Annotated in this window: 12 protein-coding genes and 1 pseudogene; 12 read left to right on the forward strand and 1 reads right to left on the reverse strand. The window is 35.4% G+C overall.

Features of this window, described 5'->3' with window-relative positions:
• The first annotated feature begins 12 nt into the window (after positions 1-12).
• The 10 genes from HUW50_RS17285 (at position 13) to HUW50_RS17330 (ending at position 10,316) form a co-directional block, all read left to right on the forward strand.
• Entirely contained in the window at positions 13-885 is an 873-nt protein-coding gene (locus HUW50_RS17285; protein WP_066331503.1) for a carbohydrate ABC transporter permease, read from the forward strand.
• Positions 872-1,759 (forward strand): carbohydrate ABC transporter permease, encoded by an 888-nt coding sequence (locus HUW50_RS17290; protein WP_083964599.1) that lies wholly within the window; start codon positions 872-874, stop codon positions 1,757-1,759. Before HUW50_RS17285 ends, HUW50_RS17290 begins: the two co-directional genes overlap by 14 nt.
• A 30-nt stretch (positions 1,760-1,789) precedes the next feature.
• Complete coding sequence (locus tag HUW50_RS17295; protein WP_066331495.1) at positions 1,790-2,401, forward strand: YesL family protein; 612 nt, start codon at positions 1,790-1,792, stop codon at positions 2,399-2,401.
• A 34-nt stretch (positions 2,402-2,435) separates the two neighbouring features.
• Positions 2,436-3,755: an alpha-glucosidase/alpha-galactosidase gene (melA, locus tag HUW50_RS17300; protein ID WP_066331492.1), complete on the forward strand. Its 1,320-nt coding sequence runs from the start codon at positions 2,436-2,438 to the stop codon at positions 3,753-3,755.
• Positions 3,756-3,998: 243 nt separating this feature from the next.
• Positions 3,999-5,255, forward strand: a complete 1,257-nt coding sequence (locus HUW50_RS17305) for an MFS transporter (protein WP_066331487.1) — start codon at positions 3,999-4,001, stop codon at positions 5,253-5,255.
• A 447-nt stretch (positions 5,256-5,702) separates the two neighbouring features.
• On the forward strand, positions 5,703-6,380 hold the full coding sequence (locus HUW50_RS17310) for a helix-turn-helix transcriptional regulator (protein ID WP_232329019.1): 678 nt from the start codon (positions 5,703-5,705) through the stop codon (positions 6,378-6,380).
• A gap of 66 nt (positions 6,381-6,446) precedes the next feature.
• Entirely contained in the window at positions 6,447-7,490 is a 1,044-nt protein-coding gene (locus HUW50_RS17315; protein WP_066331484.1) for a PTS sugar transporter subunit IIC, read from the forward strand.
• A gap of 22 nt (positions 7,491-7,512) precedes the next feature.
• Entirely contained in the window at positions 7,513-8,175 is a 663-nt protein-coding gene (gene sdaAB / locus HUW50_RS17320; RefSeq protein WP_066331482.1) for an L-serine ammonia-lyase, iron-sulfur-dependent subunit beta, read from the forward strand.
• A 24-nt stretch (positions 8,176-8,199) separates the two neighbouring features.
• On the forward strand, positions 8,200-9,066 hold the full coding sequence (gene sdaAA / locus HUW50_RS17325) for an L-serine ammonia-lyase, iron-sulfur-dependent, subunit alpha (protein WP_066331479.1): 867 nt from the start codon (positions 8,200-8,202) through the stop codon (positions 9,064-9,066).
• 227 nt (positions 9,067-9,293) lie between these two features.
• A complete protein-coding gene (locus HUW50_RS17330; RefSeq protein WP_066331474.1) occupies positions 9,294-10,316 on the forward strand; it encodes a LacI family DNA-binding transcriptional regulator in 1,023 nt (340 codons plus the stop codon).
• A 64-nt stretch (positions 10,317-10,380) separates the two neighbouring features.
• Here HUW50_RS17330 and HUW50_RS17335 read toward each other — a convergent pair whose 3' ends face one another.
• Positions 10,381-12,135, reverse strand: coding sequence for an alpha-glycosidase (locus HUW50_RS17335; RefSeq protein ID WP_066331471.1), 1,755 nt, complete (start codon positions 12,133-12,135; stop codon positions 10,381-10,383).
• Positions 12,136-12,757: 622 nt separating this feature from the next.
• Here HUW50_RS17335 and HUW50_RS17340 point away from each other — a divergent pair.
• Together HUW50_RS17340 and HUW50_RS27590 are read left to right on the forward strand one after the other, a co-directional pair.
• Positions 12,758-14,080 carry a sugar ABC transporter substrate-binding protein gene (locus tag HUW50_RS17340; RefSeq protein WP_066331468.1) on the forward strand — a complete coding sequence of 441 codons (1,323 nt, stop codon included), beginning with the start codon at positions 12,758-12,760 and terminating at the stop codon, positions 14,078-14,080.
• Positions 14,081-14,576: 496 nt separating this feature from the next.
• Positions 14,577-14,597 (forward strand): annotated as a pseudogene (locus HUW50_RS27590) (hypothetical protein).
• Positions 14,598-14,822 lie beyond the last annotated feature (225 nt).

Here is a 14,822-nt window from a genome sequence, read left to right on the forward strand (position 1 = left end):
AAGGTGAAATCATTGGGAAAACGTCAAAATCTTTGGGGTTATACGTTTTTAGCTCCGCAATTAATTGGTTTACTAGCATTCTCTTTAATTCCAGTTCTTTTTACATTAGCTCTAAGCTTTATGAAATGGGATGGGTTTGGTGCAAAAGAATTCATTGGTCTCGCAAACTATATTGATCAATTCACAGAACCTGATTTTTGGAAGGCATTAGTAAATACAGCTTATTATACGATTTTAGTTATTCCATTTAGTATTGGGATCTCTTTAGCCGTCGCGATTGCCCTAAACAAAATTAAAGGGAAGGATTTTTATCGCCTGTTCTATTTCATGCCTGTTGTAACAAGCTCAGTATCAATCGGTGTGATTTGGATGTGGATTTTAAACGGTGATTTCGGAATTTTGAACCAAGTTTTAGCTAACATTGGAATCGATGGACCGATGTGGTTAACGGATACAAAATGGGTGATGCCTTCAATTGCCATATTAAGTATATGGTGGGGATTAGGTCATAATATGGTTATTTTCTTAGCTGGTCTTCAAGGAATTTCAAGGTCCTATTACGAAGCGGCAGATATTGATGGTGCAAATAAGTGGCAGCAATTCCGCCATATTACATTACCTTTATTATCACCAACCACTTTCTTTATTACAATCATGGCGATCATTTCTTCGTTCCAGGTGTTTGACCAAGCTTTCGTCATGACAAGTGGTGGACCGGCAAAATCGAGCTACACATTTGTCTATCATATTTATGAAGCTGCATTTGTAGACTTCAAAATGGGTGTAAGCTCTGCAGCTGCGATGATTCTTTTTGTTATTATCTTAATTTTCACATTAATCCAGTTTAAGATGTCGCAAAGGTGGGTTCATTATGAAGATCAGTGATGCTCAAACGAAAACGATCCCAAATCAACAAGTATCGATAAAGCTAGGGAAGAAAATAAAACCAACAAGAATTTTGCTTCATATTGTGTTAATTTTCGGGGCATTTTTGATGGTAGCTCCATTTTTGTGGACAATAAGTAGTTCTCTTAAGGATATGTCACAAATTTTCCTTGTACCACCAAAATGGCTTCCAGATCCAGTAACATTTCAAAATTATCCTAACTCATTAACTGCGATGCCATTTGGAAAAGCATATTTTAATAGCTTTTATATAACAGGATTAGTCGTCTTTCTTAATATTCTAACATGCTCTATGGCTGCATATGCATTTGCAAAAATCCGTTTTTACGGCTCTAATGTTTTGTTCATTTTGTTTCTAGCAACAATGATGATTCCTAAGCAGGTTACAATGGTTCCGCTTTATTTGATCATGGATAAGCTCGGATGGATTGATACTCACTTAGCGATCATCGTTCCTGCTGGTTTATTTAATGCATTTGGAGTGTTTTTATTACGACAATTTATTAGAGGGATTCCAAATGAATTAGAGGAAGCAGCTGTGCTTGATGGAGCAAATCCATTACGGATTTACTGGAGTGTTATATTACCATTAATTCGACCAGCATTAGCAGCATTCGGTATTTTTTCATTCATGGGTATATGGAATGGCTTCTTAGAACCATTAATTTACCTGTCAACACCTGAAAAGTTTACTGTACCTTTATTATTAAACACGTTTAAAGGTCTTTACTTTACAGATTGGTCACTTATGATGGCAGGAACGACAATTTCTATTATTCCAGTAATTGTTGTGTATATCATTGCACAGAAACAAATCATTGAAGGTATCGCTTTAACTGGTTCGAAGGGTTAAAAAGAACAAAAGTGGAACGGGGTGGTTCGTGTGAATAAATTAATGTTATTTTTTGATTGGATCTATCGTTTACTCTACTTAAATGCTTTGTGGGTACTGTTTACTGTTGCAGGTTTGGTTGTTTTTGGACTATTCCCTTCCACTACTTCAATGTTTTATATTGCAAAAGAATGGTTAAACGGAAACAAAGATTTTCCCGTCTTTAAGACATTTTTCACTAAATTCAAAGAAGAATTTGTAAGATCTGAAATAATAGGAGCGATTGTAGTAGGAATAGCCGTTTTACTTTATTTTGATCTTCAATTCTTCTTTCAAAAAGATGGAACAATCTTTTACATCTTAAGATATCTCATGCTAACTGTAGCGTTTTTATATGTAATGATTCTCGCATTTTTGTTTCCACTTTTTGTCCAAATGAAAATACCACTTGGAGAATTTTTTAAGAATGTCTTGTTTATTAGTATCACACGAATCCTACATAGTGTGATAATGGCAGCCGGGTGTTTCACAATATTTGTTGTTTTTGCAAAGTTCGCTGGGTTATTTATCTTCTTCTTTGGAAGCACTATTGCTTTCTGGTTAACTTGGAACGCGAAAATTGCATTAAACAAGATACACCAAAAGCGGGAGATTTATCAATAAGAATGTAAAATGAAAAATGGAAGGAAGATGAGCATTGTCAAAAATTACTTTTATCGGCGCAGGTAGCACAGTTTTTGCAAAAAATGTATTAGGAGATTGTATGTTTGTTCCTGCATTAGCAGGCTTTGAATTTGCCCTTTTCGATATCGATGAGCAGCGTTTAAAAGATTCAGAAAATATGTTAAATAATTTAAAGAATAATTACAACAGCAACATCACGATTAAATCCTACTCTGATCGTAAAGAAGCGTTACGAGAAGCGAAATATGTGATCAATGCAATCCAAGTTGGTGGCTATAAACCGAGTACAGTAATCGATTTTGAAATTCCTAAAAAATACGGCTTGCAGCAAACAATTGCTGACACAACGGGTATTGGTGGGATTTTTAGAGCACTTCGTACAATTCCAGTTATGTTGGATTTTGCAAAGGATATCGAAGAGGTTTGCCCAGACGCTTTATTCTTAAATTACACAAATCCGATGGCGGCTCTAACTGGAGCAATGCTCCGTTATACAAATGTAAAAACAATTGGCTTATGCCATAGTGTTCAAATCTGCACTGAGCATTTGTTTAGAGATTTAGAAATGGACCATGAAGGAATTGAAGAGAGAATCGCAGGAATTAATCATATGGCGTGGTTATTAGAGGTGAAACGAGACGGGAAGGATCTCTATCCAGAAATCAAACGTCGTGCAAAGGAAAAACAAAAAACAAAGCATGATGATATGGTACGTTACGAATTAATGGATAAGTTCGGCTACTACATCACAGAGTCGTCCGAGCATAATGCAGAATACCACCCATATTTTATTAAGAAAAACTATCCAGAGTTAATTGAAAAATTCAATATTCCGCTTGATGAATACCCACGTCGCTGTGTTTCTCAAATTGAGAGATGGGAAACGATGCGTGAAGAAATGGTTAATAACAGTCAATTAACCCATACTCGTTCACATGAATACGGCTCACGCATCATCGAGGCAATGGAAACAAATGTCCCATTTAAATTTGGCGGAAATCTCCTAAATACAGGTCGTTTAATTAGTAATCTACCAGAAAATGCGGTTGTAGAGGTACCATGTGTCGTTGATCGTAACGGGATTATGCCAACATACATTGGTAATCTACCAGAGCAATTAGCAGCTCTAAATAGAACAAATATCAATACACAGCTATTAACAATCGAAGCAGCTATTACAGGGAAACGAGCGCATGTATACCAAGCAGCAATGTTAGATCCGCACACAAGCGCAGAACTATCCATGGACGACATCATCGCAATGTGTGACGAACTAATTGAAGCACACGGTGAAATGTTACCACAGTTTGTGAATAATAAAGTAGAAGTTTAATTGATTTTGTGATTTTGGGGACAGTCCCTCACCACTTTAAAGCTTTAAAACAGTGGGGGACTGTCCCTATTTTTTTAAAACACTCATTTTCTTCAGCAAATTTCAAGGATTCCTAGTATACTATTAAATAGTAAGATATTGGATGAAGGGATGAAACAATGCGACTACTTAAACATAAGTGTGTTGTCTCACAGAATAATCTTATTGCTTACAAAAAACACTTATTAGGCAGGTCTACATAAAATGAATATTGAAACAGTTCAACAAGTTCGTCCTAAGAGAAAATACATACCCCTTCCTTTTCTAGTAATATTTATTGGTTATTTAGTTTTCGGATTCTCAGAGAATATTAAGGGTCCTGCAATTCCGCGTATACAAACTGATTTTGCAATTGATGAATTACAAATTGGTATGCTTTTAGCTTTTAACTCGCTCGGGTTTTTACTCGCTTGTAGTTTTACTGGGGTATTAACATCAAGGTATGGGATAAAACTATCTAGTCTATTGGCGTTTGGTTCTATGACAGCAGCTGGAGTATTTATTTATTATTCAAGTCATTATTTTACGTTTTCACTTTCTTATTTCTTTATGTATATTGGAAATGGCATGCTTGAAATTGCGTTAGCGATCTTAGCGGCGCGTGTTTTTACGAAGAATACAGGATTTATGATGAATCTATCACATTTCTTCTATGGATTAAGCTCCACTGTTGCTCCAATTATGGCAACTGGATTAATGGGGATGCATGTTTTTGGAGGTGAATTAGGGTGGCGTGGGATGTATGTCCTTATGCTTTCCTTATGTCTTATTCCGATGATCCCGACTATTTTTAGTAAATTCCCAGAGAATAATGCAACGGTAGAAGAAAGGATTCCATTAAAAGTGTATATTAAGGATCCTGCTGCTTGGTTCATTATTATCATTCTTTCTTTAGGGGTAATTGCAGAGTTATCAATGGCGGGTTGGCTTGTTAATTTCTTGGAAAAATCCTATCATTGGAGCTCAACTGCATCATCAGCAATGTTATCTGTATTTTTTCTCTGCTTTATGCTAGGGAGACTTTTATTAGGAGTAATTACAGATAAAATTGGGTTTATGACATCACTTATCATTTTTTCTGCGATTGCAGGAATTGCGACGATTCTTGCTACTTTGATTGGATCCTCTGGAGTATGGTTATTTGCTTTGGCGGGTATTGGGATCGCGCCGATCTATCCAACAGTCATGGCGTTATTAGCAAAGCGCTACCCCAATGGAATTGATGCTGCAATTTCATTTACAGTTACCTTAATGGGAATTGCGGTTGTGTTAGGTAATTTTATGATCGGGGCGATAATCGACTTTTTCAAGGAATGGTTCAGTAGCCTCCATGGGGCCGAAATCGGCTTAACACGTGGATTTCAAGCAGGGTTTATTTTTATCGGATTATGTGCTTTGCTTTGTTCGGTAGCGAGTGTTATATTGTATCGTTATTTGCAGAGAAAAAACGAAGTGATTTAAGTAGGGTGCATACTTATATAAACAGTCTAAAATCTCATTGATTTTAGGCTGTTTTTTATTTTACGCTCAAAAGACTAGTATCCATAAATATTTCAATTAAGTTGCGAGGTTATATATAGGTACTTATGAGGGATAAGAGAAATTAGTTAAATTGTGAAATAAAGAATGTAATAAAGAATAATTGTATTTTTAGAATAGTAATATTCACTCGCATTCTTGTAAATGGGTATAAGTGAAAAGTGTTAAATAGTTTGTTTGTTATGAATATTAAGATTAATATTGCTGTTTTAATTGAATTTTACAAATTTTTAATAACTGTTAAAATTTTATTTTAATCATGTAATTATTATGTTAAGATACTTTTGTACATAAGAGGTGGTTAGGTTTTCTGGCCTTTTATTTTTCATTCTTTCTGAAAGCGATTACAGAGTAAAGGAGTGTTTGAGTTTGAGAGATCATAATAAACCAATTTTTGACTTGGCAATTCGGACAGCCGATATGCTAGTGAAAATGTATGGTACAAGATGTGAAGTGGCTGTTCACGATTTTAAGGATTTAAAAAAATCACTCATTTATTTAGCTGGTAATGTGACGGGAAGAAAAATTGGATCACCGATTACCGATTTAGTCCTAAAGGAATTAGCGAAACCAGAAGAGGGAATTAAGGATATTCCTAATTATAAAACCCAGACCCCAAAAGGTCAGATTATGAAGTCGTCAACCGTCTTTTTACGAGATTACGAGGAAAAGCCGATTGGTGCTCTCTGTATTAATTACGATATTAGCCTTTTTGTCCAGTTCGGTGGTGAAATTGAGGAATTTATTCATTTTGACACGAATGAGACAACAACAGAAAGTTTTTATTCTACTGTTCAAGATGTTATTCATGGCATGGTAGATGAAGTTCTTCTTAGCTTTAAAAAGGCTCCTTCAAGTATGACGATCGAAGAAAAAGTTGAATGTGTCCGGATTCTTGACAAAAAAGGAACGTTCTTGATTAAAGGTGCCACTGAATATGTTGCACACGCCTTAGGTGTTTCAAAGTTTACAGTCTACAATTATCTTCAAAAAATAAGAATGATCAATGACTATCAACTTGGGGAAGCTGAAAAGGCAAAAATTTAAACCTTAAATAAGCGAATTCACTAAAAAATATAGATTGTAAGAATACAATATAGAGGAGAGAGACACATGGAAATTTTAAAAGGTACTGTTTTATTATTACTTGTTTTAGCTTTCTTTACATTATTCAGCTACAAAGCTCCTAAAGGAATGAAAGCGATGGGAGCACTTGCAAATGCAGCGGTAGCAGCCTTTTTAGTTGAAGCATTTCAATTATATGTAGGTGGAGATTTATTAGGCATTGAATTTCTTGGTGAGGTAGGAACTGCTGCTGGAGGTATGGGAGGAGTTGCTGCTGCAGCACTTGTTGCTCTTGCTTTAGGTGTTTCTCCTGTGTATGCTTTATTACTTGGCGTTTCTTGTGCAGGAATGGGTTTATTACCTGGTTTTATTGCAGGCTATCTCGTAGCCTTCCTAGTGAAAATCATTGAAAAGAAATTGCCAGCCGGTTTAGATCTAATTGTAACGATACTTGTTGCAGCACCACTTGTACGTTTAATTGCTAAATATATGAGTCCTGTTGTAGATGCAACCTTGCTTAATATTGGAGGAATTATTTCTGAGACAGCAAATAGTAATCCAATTTTAATGGGGATTATTTTAGGTGGAGTTATCACAGTTGTAGCAACAGCACCTTTAAGCTCAATGGCATTAACTGCGATGCTCGGATTAACAGGCCTACCTATGGCAATTGGGGCGTTGGCAGTATTCGGTTCTTCATTTATGAATTATGTTTTATTTGATCGTTTGAAATTTGGAAATAGAAGAACAACGATCTCTGTTGCGATTGAACCGTTAACACAGGCAAATATTATTTCTGCAAATCCGATCCCGATTTATGTAACAAATTTTATCGGCGGTGCAGCTGCAGGTATTGTTGTTGCGCTGGCAGGATTAATTAACAATGCACCAGGGACGGCAACACCGATTGCTGGGCTTGCGGTTATGTACGGATTTAATGATCCTTTAAAAGTAACCATAACAGCATTAATTTGTGCGACAGTTGGTGCGCTTAGCGGATTCCTAGGTTCAATTATTTTCAAAAACTTTAAGATCCGTACATTGGCTGAATTGACTAAAGAGGAATCACAACCTGTACAAGAGGTAGCATAAATTACAAAAGGGTGATAAAGAAATGAAATATAGATCAGCTTTTGATATTATCGGGCCAATTATGATAGGCCCTTCGAGTTCACATACAGCTGGGGCAGCTCGAATTGGTCGTGTCGCAAGAACATTATTCGGAAAAGAACCAAAAAAAGCAGTAATTTCTTTATATGGTTCGTTTGCGAAAACATACAAAGGCCATGGAACAGATGTAGCTATTGTTGGAGGTTTACTGGATTTTGATACTTTTGATGAACGAATTCCACAGGCGATCCAATTAGCTGATCAAGCAGGAATCGAAATCGAGTTTATTGTTGAAAATCTAGTGACTGACCATCCAAATACAGTCAGAATTCATTTGTTTGATGATGAAAAAGAACTCGATGTCGTAGGCATTTCGATCGGTGGTGGAACGATTGAAATAACGGAATTAAATTCCTTTAAGCTTAAATTATCAGGAGAATATCCAGCCATACTCGTCGTTCATCAAGATCGATATGGTGTGATTTCAGGTGTGACAAATATTTTAGCAAAGTATCAATTAAATATTGGACATATGGAAGTATCTCGGAAAGAAAAAGGCAATATGGCAATGATGGTGATCGAAGTTGATCAAAAAATTGAAGATATCGTTATTCAGGAAATTGAGAGTTTACCAAATATTACTCAGACAATCAGAATGGTAGAGTAATTATGGGGAACAGGGAGGTTTAGTATGTTTAGAAACGTAGCAGAGCTTGTCGCGCTTGCAGAAAGCAAACAAGTGAAAATAGCAGAAGTGATGATTCAACAAGAGATAGAGGTTACGGGTCTTACACGAGAAGAAATAATAGAAAAAATGGACCGAAATCTAACTGTCATGGAGCAGGCGATTGAACGGGGTCTAAAAGGTGTCCAATCTTTTTCAGGACTTACAGGTGGAGATGCTGTATTATTACAAAAATATATAAAAAGTGGAAATTCTTTAACTGGAACTATTTTGTTAGATGCAGTAAGTAAGGCGGTTGCCACGAACGAGGTTAACGCAGCGATGGGAACGATTTGTGCAACACCTACAGCAGGCTCAGCAGGAGTGGTACCAGGTACATTATTCGCTGTGAAGGAAAAGTTAAACCCAACTCGTATGGAAATGATTGAATTTTTGTTTACATCAGCAGCATTCGGATTTGTCGTAGCAAATAATGCTTCCATCTCAGGTGCAGCTGGTGGCTGTCAGGCAGAAGTGGGTTCGGCTAGTGGAATGGCAGCTGCAGCAATCGTTGAACTTGCTGGTGGAACACCTGCACAATCTGCAGAAGCAATGGCCATTACACTGAAAAATATGCTCGGTTTAGTATGTGATCCTGTTGCTGGTTTAGTTGAGGTGCCATGTGTCAAGCGTAATGCAATGGGTGCTTCAAACGCAATGACTGCAGCCGATATGGCATTAGCGGGGATTAAAAGTAAAATTCCTTGTGATGAAGTCATCAATGCAATGTATTTAATCGGACAATCCATGCCATCTGCCCTAAGAGAAACAGCAGAAGGCGGCCTAGCGGCAACACCAACAGGCAAGCGACTCGAAAAAGAAATATTCGGATAAACCCTTTTAATGATGTAGAAGATGAATATAAAATCATAAAAAAAGGATATTTATTATAAAGTATGAGGGGTAGCTGGTTGTTAGGAAACTTTTTCTAGTACATGTGGTATGTGCCATACCACATACAGATAATCGATTTGAACTTGTTGTAATGCCTATTAAACTTATATAATGGAGAATATGAACAATAAGGACTAATCGATTTCTAGGAAAGGGGGTTGAGCGTGTTGGCAGTTACAATAAAAGATGTGGCAAAGGTAGCAAACGTTACCCCTTCAACAGTTTCAAGGGTCATCTCAAACAGCCCAAGAATAAGTGAAAAGACTAAAAGGAAAGTTCGTCAGGCAATGGAAGAGCTTGGATATTTGCCAAACTTTAAAGCAAGAAGTCTAGCAAATAGATCGACTCAAACAATTGGTTTAGTCATGCCTAATTCAACAGATAAGGTATTTCAGAATCCATTTTTTCCTGAAGTTATTCGTGGGATTAGTAAAATTGCACATAGTATGGAATATGCTTTACATATATCTACAGGAGAAACAGAGGAAGAGATTTATGAAGGTCTTGTCCGCATGGTACAAAGTGGTAGGGTAGATGGCGTTATTTTACTTTATTCTCGGATCAATGACAATGTTATGTCTTTTTTAGAGGAAAAGAAATTCCCTTATACAATCATAGGGAAACCGTATCTTAATAGTGATGAGATTTCTCATGTTGATAATGATAATTTTAGTGCAGCAAAGGAAGTAACCAAGTACTTGTTGAAGCTTGGACACAAAAGAATTGGATTTGTTGCTGGTTCTTTGAATTTAATGGTTACTTTAGAACGAAAACGTGGATATGAATCGGCACTATTAGATTCAGATATAACAATTAACAATGATTATATAGTTCATGAAGAGTTTCTAAGAGAAGGTGGGCAAGAGGCTATTTCGGAATTATTATCTCTAAAAGAACCTCCTACTTCATTAGTGGTGGCAGATGATTTAATGGCATTTGGTATGCTTAATACATTGGATGAAATGGGTCTTAGAGTACCTGACGATATTTCAATCATTAGCTTTAATAACCTCTTATTATCAGAGGTATCAAGACCACCTCTAACTTCAGTGGATATAAATATTTATAATTTAGGGTTACAATCCGCAAAATGCTTGATTGAAAAAATTAAACAACCTGATGAACCAGCAAAACGAATTATTATTCCTTATAAGGTGATTGAAAGAAACTCCTGTAAAAAACTGAGTTAAATGATGATTTAGAATTTAAATAAAAAAGACAGATAAGTAGAAACTCTGTCTTTTTGCTGTATAATTAATTTTTCACTAGAATAATTGAGAATCCATAAGGTGTAAGTTCAATTTTAGATGTATCCTTTTGCTTTGAATAGTCCCATAGATTGACAGGTTCTTTATTTGTAAAGTCATATGGAATGTTAACATCAATGTGATCACTTGAGTTATTTATCGTAATAATGATTGTTTCATCAACTGATTGTTTTGAATAAATAACATAGTTTTTATCGGTGTTTGTTTCTAAAAATGTAAATTCTCCCTCATTTCCAAATGCTGTATGTTTATTTCTAAGTGAAATTAATTTTTTTACTATGTTAAAGAGCTCGCTATCCTGTTTACTTTCCTCCCAAATCATGCACTTACGACAACCTGGATCATTTTCTCCTGTTAATCCAATTTCATCTCCGTAATAAATACATGGTGTCCCTATAAAGGAGAGTTGGAACAAGAAAAGTAGCTTTAACTTCTCTTTATTTTCATTACAAATTGTTAAAATTCTTGGAGTGTCATGACTGCCTAATAAATTAAAAGCAGCTTCATTTACATTCCTTGGGTAAGAGGTTAATACCTTTGATAGCTGGTGAGCAAATTCATCTGCATTTATTTTATCTTTTGCAAAATATTCTAATGATGCATTTGTAAACGGATAGTTCATTACAGCATCAAATTGATCCCCTTGAAGCCAAGGCATTGAGTCATGCCATATTTCACCTAGTATATAGACATCAGACTTTATAACTTTTACTGCTCTTCTAAACTCTCTCCAAAACTCGTGATCGACTTCGTTTGCAACATCAAGACGCCAGCCATCGATATCAAATTCTTCTATCCAATATTTTGCTACATGTAAAAGATATTGTTTTACTTCGGGGTGTTCTGTATTTAACTTTGGCATCATGTGGGTAAATGCAAAAGTATCATAATTTGGTTCGGGAAAGGCTTGAACAGGAAATTCTCGTAAATGGAACCATTCCTTGAATTTAGATTTTTCTTGTTTTTCAAGGACATCCTGAAATGCTTCAAAATAAAAACCGCTATGATTAAAAACTGCATCCAACATAACACGAATACCATTTTTATGGCACGTTTCAATTAGCTGTTTAAATGTTTTTTTATCCCCAAATTGCGGATCAATTTCCATATAATCTATCGTGTCATACTTATGATTTGTATTTGCTTTAAAAATGGGTGTTAAGTAAATGCCGGTAATTCCTAGCTTTACTAAATGATTAATATTATTAATGATTCCTTCAAAGTCACCGCCAAAATAAGTGTCGGGTTCAGGATCAGCACTACCCCAAGGGAGGGTTCCTTTGGGATTTAGTTCTGAATTTCCATTTGCAAATCGTTCAGGGAAAATTTGATACCATACAGTATTTTTTACCCAGCTTGGAGCTTCAAACACATCAACTGAGTTTAAAAATGGAAAACAAAAATAAAATCCAGAATCTCTGGGGTCTTTATCTGAAAAGCCTCTTTCACCATATACAGCTGATTCAGTATTCGAATAAATTTCAAATCCGTAGCGCAAGCGTCTGAATTCTGGCTTTATTTCTGCAAACCAATAATCAAATAAATCATCTGATCCTTCCAGGGTCATTGGTTTAGTAGTGTTAGACCAACCAGCCGCTGTCCATTGGTAAGGATCTCCATGGATTAAAAATACTTTAACCAAATCACCTTTTTTAGAGCGAAGACGAATATGTAACGTCTCTTTGTCATAAGCGTATGCAAAATTATTTTTCGGTCTATGGTATATAGCTTCTTTAAGCAAATTAATTCCCCTTTCGATTTTCCTTTTATCGTGCAAACGTTTGCAACCAAATTGAACTATAACAGGAATACAAAAAAATAAAAAGAGAAAAAATCGACTATTTTTGTAAAATTCCGACTTCCCTCGTGGCCGAAACATCAGTAATGATGATTGTTTTGTGTGAGAATGTAATTTAAGTTAGAGCAAAGTTTATTAAAACTTAGTGTATTTAACGAAAAATAAGAAAAAAGAACTAAATAGTGTGAAAAGGAAAATGAATATTCAAAAAATATTGACAAGGCCAAACTGCCAAAGTAGAATAATGCATAACAAGTGTAAACGTTTGCACATTTTACTTTTCCTAAACACCTTATAAAAGTATATATTTTTAATAGTTATGATGACATTTAAAAGGTTTTGTCGTATTTATTTATGTGATTGAATACAAACGTTTGCACAAAGAATTAAATATTAACAACTTAATAGAATAATAAGATTCATGATATAAAAAATTTTACACAAGTAGTATTCATTTTATTTGTGCAAACGTTTGAATTTTTTGGTTTTCGACAGTTCTATTTTGGTTGTAAGGTGTCCAAATGAACGTTGAGATAAATCTACTAATAAAAAAGGGTGGGGAAACATGAAAAAGCTTTTCACTTTATCGATGATTTCTTTATTGATTTTTGTTTTGGCAGCATGTAATAAGCCGGGTGCTCCTACAGCTGGAGAAACTTCAAATGAAGCATCTGAAGGAAGTAAAACAAATGAAACTGCTACAGAAGAAATAGTACCTGAAGAAGACGCTAAACTTGTTTTATGGGATAACGGGGATGAAGAAGGTGAATGGGCAAAATATGTTGCCAAGAAATTCACAGAAGAATATGGGGTTCCAGTTAAATATGAAACTGTCTCCCATACTGATGCACCTGGAAAGTTGAAAACAGATGGACCAGCAGGGATAGGTGCAGATGTATTTAATGCAGCACATGATCATGTCGGTGCTATGGTTACCTCAGGACTTATTTATGATAATTATTTTGCAAAAGAATATAAAGAACGCTTTTTGGAAAGTGCGGTTACAGCGGTATCTGCTAAAGATGAAGACGAATTAAAAATGTATGGTTTTCCTTTAAACATCGAAGGAATTGCACTTTATTATAATAAAGATTTATTAGCAGAAATGGGATTTGAGCCAGCAAAAACAATGGATGAATTAATCGAACAATCAAAAGCATTTATGGATAAAAATCCAGGTTCATATGGTTTCATGATCGAACCAGGCAATTTCTACTTAGTTTATGGATTTGTTGGAGGATATAGTGATTTTATTTTTGGTGACAACAACACGGATCCAAGTGAAATTGGATTAAACAACGAAGGATCACTAAAGGCTGCAAGCTTAATGGAACGTATTCGTGATGAAATCTTGCCTATGAAAAAAGAAGATATTACAGGTGATGTTATTACTTCACATTTTAATGAAGGAAAACTATTATATTATTTTTCTGGTCCTTGGGCTGCTAAAGGACACGAAGAAGCTGATGTTAATTTTGGTGTTTCAACATTACCAAAACTCGAAAATGGTGAAGTTCCACAAACCTTCACAGGAACAAAAGGCTATTATGTAAACGCTTATAGTAAATATCCACAGGCTGCTACTTTATTAGCAAAATTTGCTACAAGTGATGAAATGCTATTAAAACGTTATGAACTTACAGGTCAACTACCTGCATCAAACGGATTAGTCGAGAATGAAACCATTAAGTCAAATGAATTAAATAGTGCATTCTTAGAGCAGGCGAAGTATTCAATTCCAATGCCAAATATTACTGAAATGCAAACTGTCTGGGGTGGAATGGAAGTGGCATATACAGCAATTTGGAATAATGCCGCTGAACCTAAAGCTTCACTTGATAAAGGAGTACAGCAAATAAAAGAAGCAATTGAATCACAAACAAAATAGGAATGCAATGAGAGGGAGACTCGGGTAAACAAGAGTCATATCCATTGAGTCACCCTCTCATTTCCATTAAAAGGAGGGTGAACCATGAGTTCTTTAGCACGTGATCGAAACTATGAACAAAAAATCCGTAAGGAAAGCAATGCTAAAAAAGCAAACAAATCTTTAAAAATACCAACACCACCTAATCGAACTTTTCTAACAAAGCCAAGAATTAGTGCTTTTCTATCTTTAATATTTATGGGGCTTGGCCAGTTGTATAATCGACAAATCGTAAAAGGTTTAATTTATATTGCTTTGGAATTATATCTACTTCTTTTTTGGACTGTTCCTTTTCAATGGGCTATGTGGGGGCTAACAACATTAGGAGAAACTCCACAATCAAGAGATGGATTTAAAATTGTTCAAGGTGATCACTCTATTTTCTTAATGATCGAAGGGATTTTATTTTTAATTTCTTTCTTGCTATTCCTATGGTTCTACTATTTGAACATCCGCGATGCGTATAAGGTTGCGGTAAAGAATGAAAAGGGAATAAAGCCTAACGGAGCAAAAGCGATGTTTAAAAACATATGGGAAAACGGCTTTCCCTATATTTTATTAACTCCGTCTGTCTTGTTTACTTCTTTCTTAACTATTCTTCCCTTGTTATTTGGAATCTTAATTGCTTTTACGAATTACTCAGCACCCAATCATTTACCACCAAAGCATTTAGTTGATTGGGTTGGTTTTGATACATTTATTC

Source organism: Metabacillus sp. KUDC1714 (assembly GCF_014217835.1).
Classification (GTDB): Bacteria; Bacillota; Bacilli; order Bacillales; family Bacillaceae; genus Metabacillus; species Metabacillus rhizosphaerae.